The 15,468-nt window shown below is 64.7% G+C and carries 15 protein-coding genes; 1 reads left to right on the top strand and 14 read right to left on the bottom strand.

The genetic code is table 11. The features are described from left to right. Positions 1-56: 56 nt before the first annotated feature. The 13 genes from ACQRD3_RS02490 to acpP form a co-directional block, all read right to left on the bottom strand. Positions 57-2,669 (bottom strand): NYN domain-containing protein, encoded by a 2,613-nt coding sequence (locus ACQRD3_RS02490; protein ID WP_427779614.1) that lies wholly within the window; start codon positions 2,667-2,669, stop codon positions 57-59. A gap of 123 nt (positions 2,670-2,792) precedes the next feature. Continuing rightward, on the bottom strand, positions 2,793-3,245 hold the full coding sequence (locus ACQRD3_RS02485) for a MarR family transcriptional regulator (protein ID WP_080906934.1): 453 nt from the start codon (positions 3,243-3,245) through the stop codon (positions 2,793-2,795). Between the two features lie 63 nt (positions 3,246-3,308). Beyond that, complete coding sequence (gene fabZ / locus ACQRD3_RS02480) at positions 3,309-3,749, bottom strand: 3-hydroxyacyl-ACP dehydratase FabZ (protein WP_143476590.1); 441 nt, start codon at positions 3,747-3,749, stop codon at positions 3,309-3,311. Then, positions 3,750-5,000, bottom strand: coding sequence for a beta-ketoacyl-ACP synthase II (fabF, locus tag ACQRD3_RS02475; protein WP_143476591.1), 1,251 nt, complete (start codon positions 4,998-5,000; stop codon positions 3,750-3,752). 14 nt (positions 5,001-5,014) lie between these two features. Then, on the bottom strand, positions 5,015-5,743 hold the full coding sequence (gene fabG, locus ACQRD3_RS02470) for a 3-oxoacyl-[acyl-carrier-protein] reductase (protein ID WP_427779611.1): 729 nt from the start codon (positions 5,741-5,743) through the stop codon (positions 5,015-5,017). Further along, positions 5,740-6,675, bottom strand: a complete 936-nt coding sequence (gene fabD / locus ACQRD3_RS02465) for an ACP S-malonyltransferase (protein WP_427779609.1) — start codon at positions 6,673-6,675, stop codon at positions 5,740-5,742. The genes fabG and fabD overlap by 4 nt, the downstream gene beginning before the upstream one ends. Continuing rightward, a complete protein-coding gene (locus tag ACQRD3_RS02460; RefSeq protein ID WP_427779607.1) occupies positions 6,672-7,601 on the bottom strand; it encodes a nitronate monooxygenase in 930 nt (309 codons plus the stop codon). Before ACQRD3_RS02460 ends, fabD begins: the two co-directional genes overlap by 4 nt. A gap of 67 nt (positions 7,602-7,668) precedes the next feature. After that, a complete protein-coding gene (locus ACQRD3_RS02455; protein WP_427779605.1) occupies positions 7,669-8,616 on the bottom strand; it encodes a beta-ketoacyl-ACP synthase III in 948 nt (315 codons plus the stop codon). Continuing rightward, entirely contained in the window at positions 8,613-9,431 is an 819-nt protein-coding gene (locus ACQRD3_RS02450; protein ID WP_080906840.1) for an acetyl-CoA carboxylase carboxyltransferase subunit alpha, read from the bottom strand. The genes ACQRD3_RS02455 and ACQRD3_RS02450 overlap by 4 nt, the downstream gene beginning before the upstream one ends. After that, the gene (gene accD, locus ACQRD3_RS02445; protein ID WP_427779602.1) at positions 9,428-10,285 is read right to left on the bottom strand and encodes an acetyl-CoA carboxylase, carboxyltransferase subunit beta; all 858 of its coding nucleotides are present in this window, start codon (positions 10,283-10,285) and stop codon (positions 9,428-9,430) included. The genes ACQRD3_RS02450 and accD overlap by 4 nt, the downstream gene beginning before the upstream one ends. Then, positions 10,282-11,664 (bottom strand): acetyl-CoA carboxylase biotin carboxylase subunit, encoded by a 1,383-nt coding sequence (gene accC / locus ACQRD3_RS02440; RefSeq protein WP_427779600.1) that lies wholly within the window; start codon positions 11,662-11,664, stop codon positions 10,282-10,284. The genes accD and accC overlap by 4 nt, the downstream gene beginning before the upstream one ends. 3 nt (positions 11,665-11,667) lie before the next feature. Beyond that, complete coding sequence (locus ACQRD3_RS02435) at positions 11,668-12,078, bottom strand: acetyl-CoA carboxylase biotin carboxyl carrier protein (RefSeq protein WP_427779598.1); 411 nt, start codon at positions 12,076-12,078, stop codon at positions 11,668-11,670. 66 nt (positions 12,079-12,144) lie between these two features. Continuing rightward, entirely contained in the window at positions 12,145-12,375 is a 231-nt protein-coding gene (gene acpP, locus ACQRD3_RS02430) for an acyl carrier protein (protein WP_427779596.1), read from the bottom strand. A gap of 163 nt (positions 12,376-12,538) precedes the next feature. On the opposite strand from acpP, the gene ACQRD3_RS02425 reads away from it, so the two are divergent. Beyond that, positions 12,539-13,144, top strand: coding sequence for a sugar O-acetyltransferase (locus ACQRD3_RS02425; protein ID WP_080906845.1), 606 nt, complete (start codon positions 12,539-12,541; stop codon positions 13,142-13,144). Positions 13,145-13,221: 77 nt separating this feature from the next. On the opposite strand, the gene ACQRD3_RS02420 is transcribed toward ACQRD3_RS02425, so the two are convergent. After that, positions 13,222-15,363 carry a polyribonucleotide nucleotidyltransferase gene (locus ACQRD3_RS02420; protein ID WP_080906846.1) on the bottom strand — a complete coding sequence of 714 codons (2,142 nt, stop codon included), beginning with the start codon at positions 15,361-15,363 and terminating at the stop codon, positions 13,222-13,224. Between the last annotated feature and the right edge of the window lie 105 nt (positions 15,364-15,468).

Raw genomic sequence — 15,468 nt, 5'->3', positions numbered from 1 at the left:
CAAAAATCCAAAAAGGTCCGCCCCCGGGGCGGACCTTTTTTGTCTCCTGTTCCTGTCTACTTCTCTCCCGCCCGCTCAAAGGCGGCCCGCACAGGCTGACTGCCGCCGGTGCGGTTGTTGGCCCGGATGATGGCGGAGATCTCACCCCGGGTGCGCTCCAGTTCTGCCCGCAGGTCCTGGGCCGACACCCGGAGGGCTCCGTGGCCCAGAATGATGAGCTGCTCGGCCCCGTCGGAGGTGGCCACCTTTACCCGGCAGCGCTCCCGGGAGAGCTGATAGCTGGCCTTTTCAATATAGGTGTCCGCAGTCTCAGCCTCCTTGGTGTAGACCACGTGGATGTTGTGGTAGCGGGAAACGGAGCCCGTGCCCTGGGGCACCTTGTAGGCGTCAAAAACCAGGATCACCCGGCACTTTCGGAAGCCCTGGTAGTTGCTCAGAAGATCCATGAGGACCTTCCGGGCGGCGTCCAGATTCTCCCGGGCCACCGCCTTCAGATCCTCCCAGGCAAAAATGATGTTATAGCCGTCCACCAGCAGATACTCCGGCCCCACGGGGGCGGCGGTGTTCACCGGCCTCAGGCTCTCGGGAGGCGCTGCGCGGGGCGCTTTGGGAGGCGGCTGAAAGGCCCGGGGCTTGATCGCCCCATAGGTCTTTTCAAAAATGGCCCGCAGCTCCCGGTCATCCTCCAGGCTCCCGGCAGACGGGGCCGACCGGCGGGCGGGCGCGGCGGCTTCCGTTTCCTTCTTCTCCCCGGACAGGTCCAGGGCAGGAAGGTGCATGTGGGCGGGCACCTCGTTCCAGGGCACGTTGTACCCCGCGCCGTGGGCACAGAACACCGAGCCTGCGGGGTTTTCCACATCCCGCTCGGGGTCGTAGCCCAGCGCCTCCGCCACCGCCGCCTGATCGGGGCAGGGGCGGTACTCCCCGGGGGTCAGAGAGATCCGCCCCCGGCCCCTGGTATAGGCGGCCACTTCTCCGGCGTAGTCCCGCAGCCCCGCCACCGGGGCCTGTCCCTCCAGCACAGTCTCCTCGCCCACCTGTTCCGGGGGCCGGACCTCTCCCCCCATCCGCTGGAGGTCGGTCATGGCCCGGCCCAGGCTGGCGGCGGGCAGCTCCAGCCGAAAGCGGTACCAGGGCTCCAGCAGGACGGACCGAGCACCCATCAGCCCCTGGCGCACCGCCCGGTAGGTGGCCTGGCGAAAATCGCCCCCCTCGGTGTGCTTTTCATGGGCCCGGCCGGAGATCAGGGTGAGCTTCATGTCGGTGATGGGGGAGCCTGTGAGCACCCCCGGGTGGGCCTTCTCAGCCAAATGGGTGAGGATCAGACGCTGCCAGTTTCGATCCAGCTGGTCCTCCGGGCAGGCAGAGGCAAAGCGCAGCCCGCTCCCCCGCTCTCCCGGCTCCAGCAGCAGGTGCACCTCGGCATAGTGGCGCAGCGGCTCGAAGTGTCCCACCCCCTCTACCGGTGCGGCAATGGTCTCCCGGTAGACTACCTGTCCGGGGCCGAAATCCACTGCCAGACCGAAGCGGCCGGCGATGACCCGGCGGAGGATCTCCGCCTGCACGGTCCCCATGAGCCTCAGATGGAGCTGCCCCAGCCGCTCGTTCCACTCCAGATGGAGCTGGGGGTCCTCCTCCAGCTCCCGGAGTTTGGGGAGGGCGGTATGGGGATCACAGCCCTCCGGGAGGATGAGTTGATAGACCAATGCGGGCTCCAGCACCGGCGGGGCCCAGAGCCGCTCCGCCCCCAGGGCCTGTCCGGGCCGGGTGTCCGCAAGCCCGGTCACCGCACACACCGTCCCGGCGGCGGCCTCCTCCGCGGGGAGAAATTTGGCCCCCGAGTAAATACGGATCTGATCCACCTTCTCCGCGCCTCCGGGGAGGGCCACCAGGTCCTTTACCCGCAGGGTCCCCCCGGTGACTTTCAGGTGGGTCAGCCGCGCCCCCTGAGGGTCTCGGGAAATCTTGAACACCCGGGCGGCGAAATCCGGCCCCCGGAGCGGGCGGGGGGCCAGCCGGGAAAGGGCGTCCAGCAGCTCGTCCACCCCCTCCGCCCGGAGGGCGGAGCCGAACAGGCAGGGGAAGAGCTTTCGAGTCCCCACCAGACGCCGAAGGGTCTCACGGGACAGGGTACCGGTCTCCAAAAACTCCTCCATGGCCTCTTCGTCGCCCAGGGCGGCCTCCTCCCAGACTGCGGGATCGCTCAGGTCGAGGCAGGCGTCCGAAAGAGAAGCGCGGGCCTTTTCCAGCAGGGCGGCCCGCTCGGCCCCCGGCTGGTCCATTTTATTAAAAAAAAGGAAGGCAGGCACCCCCGCCCGCTCCAACAGCCGCCACAGCGTGAAGGTGTGCCCCTGGGGGCCGTCGGGGCCGGAAATCACCAGCAGGGCGCAGTCCAGCACCGCCAGTGTGCGCTCGGCCTCGGCGGAAAAATCCACATGGCCCGGGGTGTCCAGCAGGGTCAGTTCCACGTCCTCCAGCGGAAGGACCGCCTGCTTAGAAAAAATGGTGATGCCCCGCTCCCGCTCCAGGGCGTCGGTGTCCAGAAAGGCGTCGGCGTGGTCCACCCGGCCCAGACGGCGCAGCCGCCCGCCCCGGTAGAGCAGCGCTTCGGATAAGGTTGTCTTTCCTGCGTCCACATGGGCCAGGATGCCGACGGTCAGCTTGTCCATAATTTCTCCTTTTTGCTTGGTTCGATTTTCTCTATTTTACCGTTGGGGCGAAAATTTGTCCACCGTTTTCCCAGAAGGTGTGGAAAAAGTCCCCGCGCCGCTTTGACGGCGCGGGGACTTTTTTCAGTTCTTTTCCATGCCGGCGGTGACCTCCGGCATCAGCTCGTTGGTGATGACCCGAAGAATCTCCGTGAATTTGGCCTGATCCTCAGGGGTAAAGCGCTGCCGCATCCGGCCCACTACCGTCTCGATATAACTGCTGGAGATATTGTAGTAGTCCTGATATTTTCTCGTCACCTCCAGGTGGTATTCCCGTTTGTCCTCCCGGGACTGGACCTTGCGGACATATCCCTTGCGGATCAGGCTGTTGACCTTGTAAGCCGCGTTGGGCGGCGAAATGCGCATAAAAGAGGCAAACTCGTTGATGGTAGGGGAATCCAGCGCCTGAATGGTCTCCATGGCAAAGGTCTCCACCGTGGTCAGGCTGGCCTCCCGGTTCTGAAAGCGCTCAAAGATCTCCTGATAAAAATGCAGTTTAAATTTGGTATACACTTCTACAAACAGCTTCTCCAGCATGCCGCTTCCCCCCGCCATTTCTTCTTTTTCCTTAGTATACCACAGTTTTGGCGGGCGGGCCATTTATTTTGAGTCCGTCAGCGCAAAAGTGAGTTCAGCTACGGCCGCCGTCTGCCCGTTCACGGTGGCTTTGGCCTCTCCCACTCCCACGGACCCCTTTTGCCGAACCATGCGGCACTCCAGTTCCAGCACGTCCCCGGGGATCACCTGACGTTTGAAGCGGGCGTTTTTGATGCCGCCGAACACCGCCAGCCTGCCCCGGTTTTCCGGCAGAGAGAGGACGGCCACAGCCCCCACCTGGGCCAGGGCCTCCAGAATGAGAACGCCGGGCATGAGATGCTGCTGGGGAAAGTGGCCGCAAAAATGCATCTCGTTGACCGACACGCACTTGATGCCCCTGGCCCACACCCCCGGCTCTCCGTCCACAATGCGGTCCACCAGGGCAAAGGGGTACCGGTGGGGGAGGATCTCCGCGATCTCATTGGAATTGAGCTGCAAACCCATTCATTTCCCCTCCCATCTGCGCAGCAGCAGGCAGGCGTTGTGCCCGCCGAAGCCAAAGGCGTCGGTCAGGGCGTACTCTACCTGCTCTTCCCGGCCCGCATTGGGAATGTAGTCCAGATCGCAGGCCGGGTCGGGGACGCGGTAGTTGACGGTGGCCGGGAGAAAGCCTTCCTTCAGCGCCAGGGCGGTAAACACCGCCGCCGCCGCGCCGGCGGCTCCCAACAGGTGACCGGTCATGGATTTGGTGGAAGACACCGCCAGTGTCCGGGCGTGGGCGCCGAACACCGCCTTAATGGCGGCGGTCTCTCCGGCGTCGTTGAGGGCGGTGGAGGTGCCGTGGGCATTGATGTAGCCCACCTGCTCCGGCGCCGCGCCTCCGTCGGCCAGCGCCTCGGCCATGGCCCTTGCGCCCCCTTCCCCCTCCGGGGCGGGAGCAGTCATGTGATAGGCGTCGCAGGTGGCGCCGTAGCCCGCCACCTCCGCATAGATCCGCGCGCCCCGGGCCTGCGCCTGCTCCAGGCTCTCCAGCACCAGCACGGCCGCACCCTCGCCCATGACAAAGCCGGAGCGCTCCGCGTCAAAGGGAATGGAGGCCCGCAGAGGGTCGGTGCCGGTGTGCAGGGCTTTCATGGAGGTAAAGCCCCCGATGGCCAGGGGGGTGATGGCGGCCTCGGTGCCGCCGCAGACCATCACGTCGGCGTAGCCGTCCCGGACGGCCCGGAAGGCGTCCCCAATGGCGTTGGAGCCTCCGGCACAGGCAGTGACCGGGCAGGCGCTCATGCCTTTGAGGCCGAAGCGGATTGCCACCAGCCCGGCGGCCATGTTGGAGATGATCATGGGGATATAGAAGGGAGAGACCCGGTCGTAACCCTTTTCCTCTCCCTTCAGCGTCTCCTCCTGGGTGAGATCCAGCCCGCCGATGCCGCTGGAGACGGCGCAGCCCCAGCGGGTGCGGTCCTCCCCCTCCCGGGGCTCGCCCAGTCCGGCGTCGGCCATGGCCTCCACGGCGGCCGCCATGGCGAACTGGGTATAGCGGCCCATCCGCTTGGCGTCTTTTTTCTCCATCCACTCCTCCGGGTCAAAGTTTTTGACCTCGGCGGCCAGCGTGACTTTTCGTCCCGTCGTATCGTAGCGGGTGATGGCTCCAATTCCGCACACGCCGTCCCGGACGGCCTTCCAGCTATCCGGTACGCTGTGCCCCAGGGGGTTCACGGTCCCCATGCCGGTGATGACGACCCGTCGTCTGTCCATGGTAATCTCCTCCTTCAGACCGCCATGCCGCCGTCCGCACAGACGACCTGGCCGGTGATGTAGCCAGCCGCGTCGGAGCAGAGGAAGGCCACCAGAGCGGCGACTTCCTCCGGCCGTCCCAGCCGGGCCATGGGAATGGTCTTTTCCAGTTCCGTCCGGGCCTTCTCCGGCAGGGCGGCGGTCATGTCGGTGTCAATGAAGCCGGGGGCCACGGCGTTGGCTGTGATCCCCCTCCCGGCCAGCTCCTTGGCCGCCGACTTGGTCAGTCCGATGAGTCCGGCCTTGCTGGCGGCGTAATTGGACTGACCGGCGTTGCCCCGCAGGCCCACCACCGAGCTCAGATTTACGATGCGGCCCCAGCGCTGCTTCATCATGGGTCGGCACACCGCCTTCATGGTGAGGAAAGCCCCCTTCAGGTTGGTGTCCAGCACCGCATCAAAGGCCTCTTCCTTCATGGTCATGAGCAGCCCGTCCCGGGTGATGCCAGCATTATTGACCAAAATGTCCACCCGGCCGAAGGCGGCGAGAGCGGCGTCCGCCAGAGCCTTCGCTCCGGCGGGGTCCGCGGCGTCCGCCTGCACCGCCAAAGCGCCGGTGGCGTCGGCAGTCTCCCGGGCAGCGGCGGCGTTTCCCGCATAGGAAAACACTACGTTGGCCCCTTTGGCCCGCAGCTCAGTCACAATGGCCCTGCCGATGCCCCGGCTGCCGCCGGTGACCAGAGCGGTCTTTCCCTCCAATGTCATCTCTCTTCCCCTTTCCACATCTTTAAAAAGGCCTCCAGCTGGGCTGGGGTCTCCACCGGGCAGCAGTTCAGCTCCGGACAGGTCTTGCGGACAAAGCCCGTAAGGACCTTTCCCGGGCCGACCTCCACGACGGTGTCCACCCCGTATTCCGCCAGACGGCGAATGGTGTCCTCCATCTGCACCGGGTGACTGACCTGTTCCACCAGAAGCTGTTGAACCGTGTCCCCGGGCCCCATCACATCCCCCAGGCGGTTGAAGAGGACGGGAAACGCCATTTCCCCCAGGGAGACCTCCGCCAGCTTTTTCTCCAGGGCCAGCCCCGCCGGGGCCAGCAGGGAGGTGTGGAAGGGGCCGCTGACCTTTAACGGCAGGCACCGTTTCGCCCCTCTGGCGCGGCAGCGCCCGGCCGCCTCGGTCACTGCCCGCAGCGTCCCGCCGATAACGATCTGTCCGGGACAGTTCAGGTTGCACACCTCGGCCACCCCAAAGGAGGATGCCTCACGGCAGCATTGGGCAGCAGATTCCCCATCCAGTCCCAGCACCGCCACCATGGCGCTCTCGATCCCCCGGGAGGCCTCCGCCATGGCCCGGCCCCGGAAGGCCACCAGGGAGACGGCTGTCCCCGCGTCAAAAACCCCCGCGCAGTGGAGGGCGGAATACTCCCCCAGGCTCAGTCCGGCGGCATAGGCGGGGACGACCCCCGCCTCCCGGAGCAGGGCGGTGACCCCCGCCGCAAAGGCCACCATGCAGGGCTGGGTGTACTCGGTCCGGTCCAGCAGCCCCTCAGGGTCGGAGAGGCAGGTGGTTTTCAAGTCAAAATCCACCGGCGCGGCATCGTAGATCTCCCGAAAGCGTGGGAACGCCTCATAAAATTCCGCCCCCATTCCGGGGTGCTGGCTGCCCTGTCCGGCATAGAGAACCGCAAGCTTCATTCCTCCGCCATCCCCTTCACGCAGGTATAATACCCACTGTATAATTCCTCAAAAATATGCCGGAGAGGTTTGATCTCCCGGAGCTGGCCTGCCACCTGGCCCGCCATGAAGCTGCCGGTGTCGGTGTCTCCGTCGAAAACCGCCCGGCGCAGGGAGCCAAGAGTGAGCTTTTCCAGCTCGGCCAGGGGCAGGTGCTCCTTCTCCATGCGGACATATTCCCGGGCCATTCTGTTTTTCAGCACCCGCACCGGCGCGCCGGTGGTGCGGCCGGTGACCATGGTGTCGGTATCCGCCGCCTTCAAAAGCGCCCGCTTGTAGTTTTCGTGAATGGGACACTCCTCACTCACCAGCAGACAGGTGCCCAGCTGCACGCCGACCGCCCCCAGACAGGCGGCGGCAGCCACCTGTCTGCCGTCGGCAATGCCTCCGGCGGCGATGACGGGCACGTCCACTGCGTCGCAGACCTGGGGGACCAGGGCCATGGTGGTCATTTCACCCACGTGGCCGCCGGACTCGGTGCCCTCGGCGATGACGCCGTCGATGCCGTAGCGGGTGAGCCGCCGGGCCAAAACGGCGGCGCCCACCACGGGAAAGACTTTGATCCCGGCCTCTTTCCAGGCGGGAACATACTTGCCGGGATTGCCCGCCCCGGTGGTGACTACCTGCACTCCTTCCTCTGCCAGGAGCTTTGCCTGCTCCTCCACACAGGGGTTCATGAGCATGAGGTTGACGCCAAAGGGCTTGTCGGTGAGCGCCCGGCAGGCGCGGATGTGGGTACGCAGGGTCTCGGTGTCCATACCGCCCGAGCCGATGAGCCCCAGAGCCCCGGCGTTGGAGACGGCGGCGGCGAATGCGCCGGTGGCCACGTTGGCCATGCCGCCCTGGATAAAGGGAAATTCCGTTCCCAGAAGGGTGTTCAAATTCATGGGGGTGCCTCCTTTTTCTGTGTGCGAAAACCGTCCTGCACATCTTCCCGCCCTGATCCGCAGGCCTTCAGGCAAGCTCCACCAGGGCGCCCGCCCAGGTCAGTCCGCCGCCGAAGGCGCAGCACAGGGCCTTCTGCCCGGGGGCAAGCCGCCCTGCCCGGACGGCATCGTCCAGAGCGATGGCGGTGCTGGCGGACGAGACGTTTCCGTAGTGTTCCATGTTCATCCAGACCTTTTCCTCCGGGATCCCCATCTTCTTCATGACCCGTTCCAGAATGCGGCGGTTGGCTTGGTGAAAGACAAATTGATCCACGTCCTCCGGCGTCAGTCCCGCCCGGTCCAGCAGCGCCCGGATGCACTCCGGCACGGTCTCCACAGCGAATTTGAACACTTGGGTGCCTCCCATGTGGAGCACCGGCGGCTCCCCCCGGCCGAGCCCGGGGGCATAGAGGGATTCCCACTCCCCCCGAGCGCCCAGCACCGACGGCATGGGGGCGTATCGGTCGGAATACTCCACCACGGCGGCCCCCGCCCCGTCTCCGAAGAGGATGCAGGTGCCCCGGTCGGTGTAATCGGTAATGCGGGAGAGAACCTCCGAACAGACGATGAGGCCGTATTTCCGGCGGCTGTACGCCAGCAGAGCCTGTGCCGTATGGAGCCCAAAGACGAAGCCGGAACAGGCGGCGCTGAGATCAAAGCACACCGTGTCCTCCGGCATCCCCAGCTCCTTTTGCAGCATGCAGGCGGTGGAGGGGGTAATATAGTCTGGAGTGATGGTAGGCACCAGACACACTCCGATGTCCGCCGGGCTTGCTCCGGCCATCTCCAGCGCCGCCCGGGCGGCGTTGAGCGCCAGCTCGCACTGGCTCTCCTCCACACACCGGCGGCGCTCCCGGATCCCGGTGCGGGCATAGATCCACTCGTCGCTGGTCTCCACCATCCGGCTGAGGTCCTGGTTGGTGACCGTCTGCCGGGGCAGAGAGCACCCCGTTCCTCTGATCCTGATTCCACTCACGCGCGTTCCCTCTTTCCCGCCGGGTCTCCCATGGCCCGGAACTTTTTGTATCTCTGTGCGGCCAAAAAGCTTCCACTCTGGCGTTTCCAGCCCTCCAGGGCACGGCACAGAGCCTCATCCACCGTGCGGAATACCGACTGGGGAGCGGTGTGGGCGCCCCCCTCCGGCTCCGGAAGGATCCCGTCAATGACCCCGGCGGCCAGCAGGTCCTCGGCAGTGAGCTTCATGATCCCGCAGGCTTCCTCCGCACGGGCGGCGTCCTTCCACAGAATGGAGGCAAAGCCCTCGGGGGAGAGGACGGAATAGACCGCGTTTTCCAGCATGAGCACGGTGTTTCCCACGCCGATGGCCAGCGCCCCGCCGGAGTTTCCCTCTCCGGTGACGACGCAGATCACCGGCACGGTAAGGGCGCTCATCACGGCCAGATTCCGGGCGATGGCTTCCCCCTGGCCCCGGGCCTCGGCCTCCACGCCTGGATAGGCTCCCGGGGTGTCGAGAAAGGTGAAGATCGGCCGCCGGAATTTTTCCGCCTGTTCCATCATCCGCCGGGCCTTGCGGTAGCCCTCCGGCCCCGGCATTCCAAAATTGCATTTTAAGTTTTCTTCCAGATTTTTGCCCTTTCGATGTCCCAGCACCGTCACCGGACGGCCGTGGAAGAGGGCCACGCCCCCCAGAATGGCGGGATCCTCCCGGCACTGCCGGTCCCCCTTCTGCTCAAAAAAGTCCGTACAAAGGGCGGCGATGTAGTCGGCGGTTCCGGGACGGCCCGGGTGCCGGGCCAGCGCCACCCGCTCGGCGGCAGTGCGCCCGCTCATGGCTTTTCCCCCTTTCCGTGGAGCTTCAGCAGCCGGGCCAGGGTCTCCCGCATCTGCGCCCGGGGGACAACGGCGTCCACAAAGCCGTGCTCCTCCAGATATTCCGCCCGCTGAAAGCCCTCAGGAAGCGTCTGCCCGATGGTCTGCTGAATGACCCTCGGCCCCGCAAAGCCCACCAGGGCGCCCGGCTCTGCCAGGGTGATGTCCCCCAAACTGGCAAAGCTGGCGGTGACCCCTCCGGTGGTGGGGTCGGTGAGTACAGAAATGTAAAACCCGCCTTTCCGGGAAAAACGCTCCAGGGCGGCGGCGGTCTTGGCCATCTGCATCAGGGACAAAATCCCCTCCTGCATCCGGGCCCCGCCGCTGGCGGAGAAGAGGATGAGGGGAAGCTTGTTTTTCCCGGCATACTCGATGAGCCGGGTGACTTTTTCCCCCACGGCAGCGGACATACTGCCCATGAAAAAGCGGCTGTCCAGCACGCCGACGGCCGTTTTCCGGCCCTCGACGGCGCCAACGGCGGTGACCACCGCTTCGGAAAGTCCCGTGCGGGCCCTGCTCTCATCCAGCTTCCCGGCGTAGCCCGGAAAATGGAAGGGATCCCGGGAGGTCAGCCGCTCGTCCAGCTCCCGGAAGCTCCCGGCGTCCAGCAGCAGGCTCAGTCGGTGATAGGCCCCGATGGGGTAGTGATAGCCGCACTTGGGACAGACGTGGCGGGCCTGGGCCAACTCCCGGCGGGGAACGGTCTCCCCGCACCGGGGACAGGGGGCCGACCGGGCCAGGTGGCTGCTCTGCCCGTCCCGCATGGCCTTCAGCGCCAGCAGGTGCTGCCTCCTCTTGGCAAACACTCCGTTCATGCCCCGCCCTCCTCTCCGGTGTCACACCACTTCAGCAGAGTGTCCAGATTTCGTTCCAGAAACGCCGTGTCCGTATTTCCCCGGACAAACTCCGGGCAGTACATGATCTGGTGGGCCAGCGCGGCGTTGGTGGTACAGCCCTCGATCACCAGCTCCTCCAGCGCCCGGCGCATCCGGCGCACCGCGTCCAGTCGGGTGGGGGCGTGGACCACCACCTTGGCGCAGAGGGAGTCATAAAAAGAGGGAAGGGTGTACCCGGTGTAAAGGGCGGTCTCCACCCGTACGCCCAGGCCGCCGGGGAGGTGAAGAAAGTCCACTGTCCCCGGGCAGGGGGCAAAGCCCCGGCGGGGGTCCTCGGCATTGATGCGGCACTCCAGGGCATGGCCGGTGAGGGTAATCTCCTCCTGCCGCCGGGAGAGAGGAAGACCGGCGGCAATGCGGATCTGCTCCCGCACCAGATCCATCCCGGTGACAAACTCCGTGACCGGGTGTTCCACCTGAATGCGGGTGTTCATCTCAATAAAGTAAAAGCGCCCCTCCCGGTCCACCACAAATTCCACGGTCCCGGCGTTTTCATACCCGGCGGCCCGGGCAGCCTTCACCGCGGCCTCGCCCATGGCCGCGCGCAGGGCGGGTGTGAGGGCCCTGGAGGGGGATTCTTCAATGAGCTTCTGATTTTTCCGCTGGATGGAGCAGTCCCGTTCCCCCAGCTGGATCACATTTCCGTGGCGGTCGGCCAGGATCTGAAACTCGATGTGCCTGGGGGAGAGGATGAGCTTTTCCAGATACATCTCCCCGTCTCCGAAGTTGGCCACCGCCTCGCTCCGGGCCTCCTCAAACGTTCCCTCCAGCTCCTCCGGGGAGAAACACCGCCGCATCCCCCGGCCCCCGCCGCCGGCGGCGGCCTTGATGAGTACGGGGTAACCGATGGCGTCGGCCGCCCGGCGTGCCGCCGTGGCGTCGGCCACCGCACCGTCCGAGCCGGGCACCACGGGTACTCCCACCGCCCGCATCAGCGACCGGGCTGCGGCCTTGTTGCCCATTTTTCGAATGACCTCCCCGGATGGACCGATGAACTTCAGTCCCTCCCGGGCGCAGGCGTCGGCAAAGTCGGCGTTCTCCGACAAAAAGCCGTAGCCGGGGTGGATGGCGTCGCACCCGGCAGACTGGGCGGCAGTGAGGATGGCGGCGGTGTTGAGATAGCTCTCTCCCGCCCGGGGCGGACCCACGCACACCGCCCGCCCCGCCAGCTGGACGGGGAGGCTGTCGGCGTCGGCGGTGGAGTGGACCACCACCGTATCGATGTCCAGATCCCGGCAGGCCCGTAGGATCCGGAGAGCAATCTCCCCCCGGTTGGCGATTAAAATCCGCTGAAACATTGCTTACACCGCCCGATACCGGAGAATGGGATCGCCGAAACCCACCAGCTCCCCATCCGTCCGGAGCAGTTCCTCCACCACCAGATCGCAGGGGGCGGGGACCTCGCTCATCATTTTCATGGCTTCCATCAGGCACACGGTCTGCCCCTTCTTCACCTGATCCCCGGCCCGGACGAAGGGGGGCTGATCGGGGGCGGCGGCGGAGTAATAGGTACCCACCAGGGGTGCAGACACAAAAAGGCCCTCGGGCTCCCGGGACGAAGCGGCGGGAGTCTGAGTTGGGGCCGGAGCCTTCACGGGCACCCCAAACTCCTTCTTCAGCTCCAGGGTCACATCCTTTGTGGACAGCTTGAACGCGGTGCACCGCCCCGCCTCAAACCGGTCCATCAGGGCAAAAATTTCCTCGTTGGTCATGGAAAACTCCTTTCCCGGTGGAAAAAGCCCGCCGGAACCACGATGTCCCAGCGGGCCTCCCGGCGCTCAGTTGGCGTGGCTTTTCAGGTACTCGACAATGTCGCCCACCGTAGCAAACTTGGCTACATCCTCGTCCGGGATGGTGACCCCGAACGCCTCCTCCAGCGCCATGGCCAGCTCCACAGCGGCCAGAGAGTCGGCTTCCAGATCCTCCGCCAGCCGGGCCTCGGGGAGCACTTTGTCCGCGTCACAGCTCAGGGTCTCCACAATGATATCGCGTACTTGTTCAAACTCCATGGTAAAATCCTCCTTATTAGTTCAATCATTTTAATTAAAATTTTTTAATTAAAAAGGGTGAAGTAATGATACCATGATTTTTCGGATTGTCAAGAAAAAGTTTTCGACAGCGGACTTTCATGGTATACTGGGCAGTGAAAAACTGTCGAGAGGAGAGGTGACAATGACACAGCATGAGCGGGCCCTGGCGGGCCGGCTGTTTGACGCCCGGTGCCCGGAGATGCGTCGGCTCAAGCACAAAGCCCACGTCCTCTGCCAGCGGTTCAACGCCATGGACGAGTTCGATCCCGACCGGCTCCCCCTGATTCGGGAATTCATCGGCTCCATCGGGGACGGGTACTACTTCCAGGGGCCCATTCAGTTCAATTATGGCTGCAACACCCACATCGGGGCCGGCTTTTTCGCCAACTTCAACCTGACGGTGATGGACGACGGGCCCATCACCATCGGCGACCACGTGATGCTGGCCCCCAACGTCTCTCTGATGGCCACCACCCACCCCCTGATCGCCGCGGAGCGGGGGGCCCTGACCTATCCGGACGGCCACGTCTCCACCTCGGAGTACGCCCCCGCCATTCACATCGGCAGTCATGTGTGGCTGGCCTGCAGCGTCACGGTATGCGGCGGGGTGACCATCGGGGACGGCGCCGTCGTGGGCGCCGGGAGCGTGGTGACCAAGGACATCCCCGCGGGATGGCTGGCCTACGGAAACCCCTGCAGACCCATTCGGCCCATTACTCAGGCGGACAGCAAGCTGGATCTGCTGTGACCCCAACCTCCAAACACACGCAAAAAGGCCGCCCCATGGAATATCCATGGGGCGGCCTTACGTTTGAAACCGGGGGCTTACTTTTTCAGTCCGGGGTTGTTTTTCAGTTCCTTCAGGGCATCCTTGTAGGAGAGGTTGACCCGGCCCTTCTCGTCGATTTCGGTGACCTTCACCCAGATCATGTCGCCGATGTTCACCACATCCTCCACCTTCTCCACCCGGTGGTCGGCCAGCTTGGAGATGTGGACCATGCCGTCCTTGCCGGGAGCCAGCTCCACGAAGGCGCCGAAGGTCATGATGCGCACCACTTTGCCGTAGTACAGCGCGCCCACCTCGGGCACAAAGACGATAGTCTCGATCATCTTCTTGGCCGCGTCGCAGGCCTCGGAATTGGGGGAGGCGATATGGATGGTGCCGTCGTCCTCGATGTCCACCTGGGCGCCGGACTCGGCGGTGATCTTCTGAATGACCGAGCCGCCCTTGCCGATGACCTCGCGGATCTTGTCCACGTCGATCTTCATGGTGATCATCTTGGGGGCGTACTTGCTCACCTCGGCGCGGGGCTTTCTGATGCAGGGGAGCATCACCTCGTCGAGGATGGCGAAGCGGGCGTCCCTGGTGATCTCCAGGGCCTCTTTGATAATGGCGTGGGAGAGGCCGTCGTTCTTGATGTCCATCTGGATGGCAGTGATGCCGGCCTTGGTGCCGGCCACCTTGAAGTCCATCTCACCGTGGAAGTCCTCCACGCCCTGGATGTCGATGAAGGTGGTAAAGCCGCCGTTATCGTCCTGGATGAGGCCGCAGGAAATGCCGGCCACAGGGGCCTTGATGGGCACACCGGCGTCCATGAGGGCCAAGGTGGAGCCACAGATGGAGCCCTGGGATGTGGAGCCGTTGGAGCTGAGGACCTCAGAGACCACGCGGATGGCGTAGGGGAACTCCTCCACGGAGGGGATGACGGGCTCCAGGGCCCGCTCGGCCAGCGCGCCGTGGCCCTTCTCCCGGCGGTTGGTGGACCGGGCGGCCCGGGCTTCGCCGGTGGAGTAGGCGGGGAAGTTGTAGTGGTGCATGTACCGCTTCTCCTCCTCCTCCCAGATGGTGTCCAGCTTCTGGGAAGCGGCGAGAGTGTTCAGCGTGCAGATGGAGAGGACCTGCGTCTGGCCGCGGGTGAAGAGGCCGGAGCCGTGGACCCGGGGCAGAACGCCCACCTCTGCGGAGAGGGGCCGGATCTCGTTCTTCTTCCGGCCGTCCACCCGGTGGCCCTCCAGGAGCCATGCCTTGACGATCTTCTTCTGGAACTTGTAGGTGATCTCCTCGAGGTACTTGTCCATCTCGGGGTAGTCGGCCAGGAACAGCTCGTGCCAGTGATCCACCAGAGCGTTCCACCGCTCCTCCCGGACGTTCTTGTCGTCGGTGTCCATGGCGGCCTGAGCCTCGGTCATGGTGGATTCCACGATCTTGTCGAAGAGCTCCTGATCGAAGTCGGCGTGGTCGTAGGTCATCTTCTCCCGGCCGATCTCGGCCACCATGGTATTGATGAGCGCCACCTGCTTCTTGATCTCCTCGTGGGCCTCAACAATGGCGTTGTACATGATGTCGTCCGGGAGCTCGTTGGCGCCCGCCTCGATCATGATGACCTTGCCCTCGGTGGCGGCCACGGTGAGGTCCAGCTTGGAGGCGTGCTTCTGCTCCTGATTGGGATTGAGGACGATCTGACCGTCCACATACCCGGCCTCCAGGCAGCCGATGGGACCGGCCCAGGGAATGTTGGAGTAGGCCAGGCAGGCGGAGGTTCCGATCATGGCGGTGACTTCGGGAGAGCAGTCCCGATCCACGCTCATCACGGTGCAGGTGACCACCACATCGTTGCGGAAGTCATAGGGGAAGAGGGGCCGGATGGACCGGTCGATGACACGGCTGGCCAGCACGGCGGGCAGAGAGGGCTGGCCCTCCCGGCGCATAAAGGAGCCGGGGATCCGGCCCACGGCGTACAGCTTCTCCTCAAAGTCCACGCTCAGAGGAAAGAAGTCAATGCCGTCCCGGGGGCGGGCAGAGGCGGTGACGGCCACCAGCACGGTGGTCTCGCCATAGGTGACCATGGCGGAGGCGGTGGCCAGCTCGGCCACCTTGCCCACCTCGATCTTGAGGGGGCGGCCGCACAGGTCCATCTCATAGACCTTGCGGTTGGGGAACTGCTTGTGGGTAATGACGGTTGACATAGTAGATCCTCCTTCGATCTCCCCCGACCGACCTCTTTCTTTAGCACTTGAATCCGGGCCTCCTCCGGGGAGACGGGGCGCAGATTCAACTGCTAAATGAGCGGC

Source organism: Candidatus Pseudoscillospira sp. SGI.172 (genome assembly GCF_050313575.1).
Taxonomy (GTDB): Bacteria; Bacillota; Clostridia; order Oscillospirales; family Oscillospiraceae; genus Vermiculatibacterium.
The sequence above is the reverse complement of the archived record's forward strand: the minus strand, read 5'-3'. Positions and strand labels throughout refer to the sequence as shown.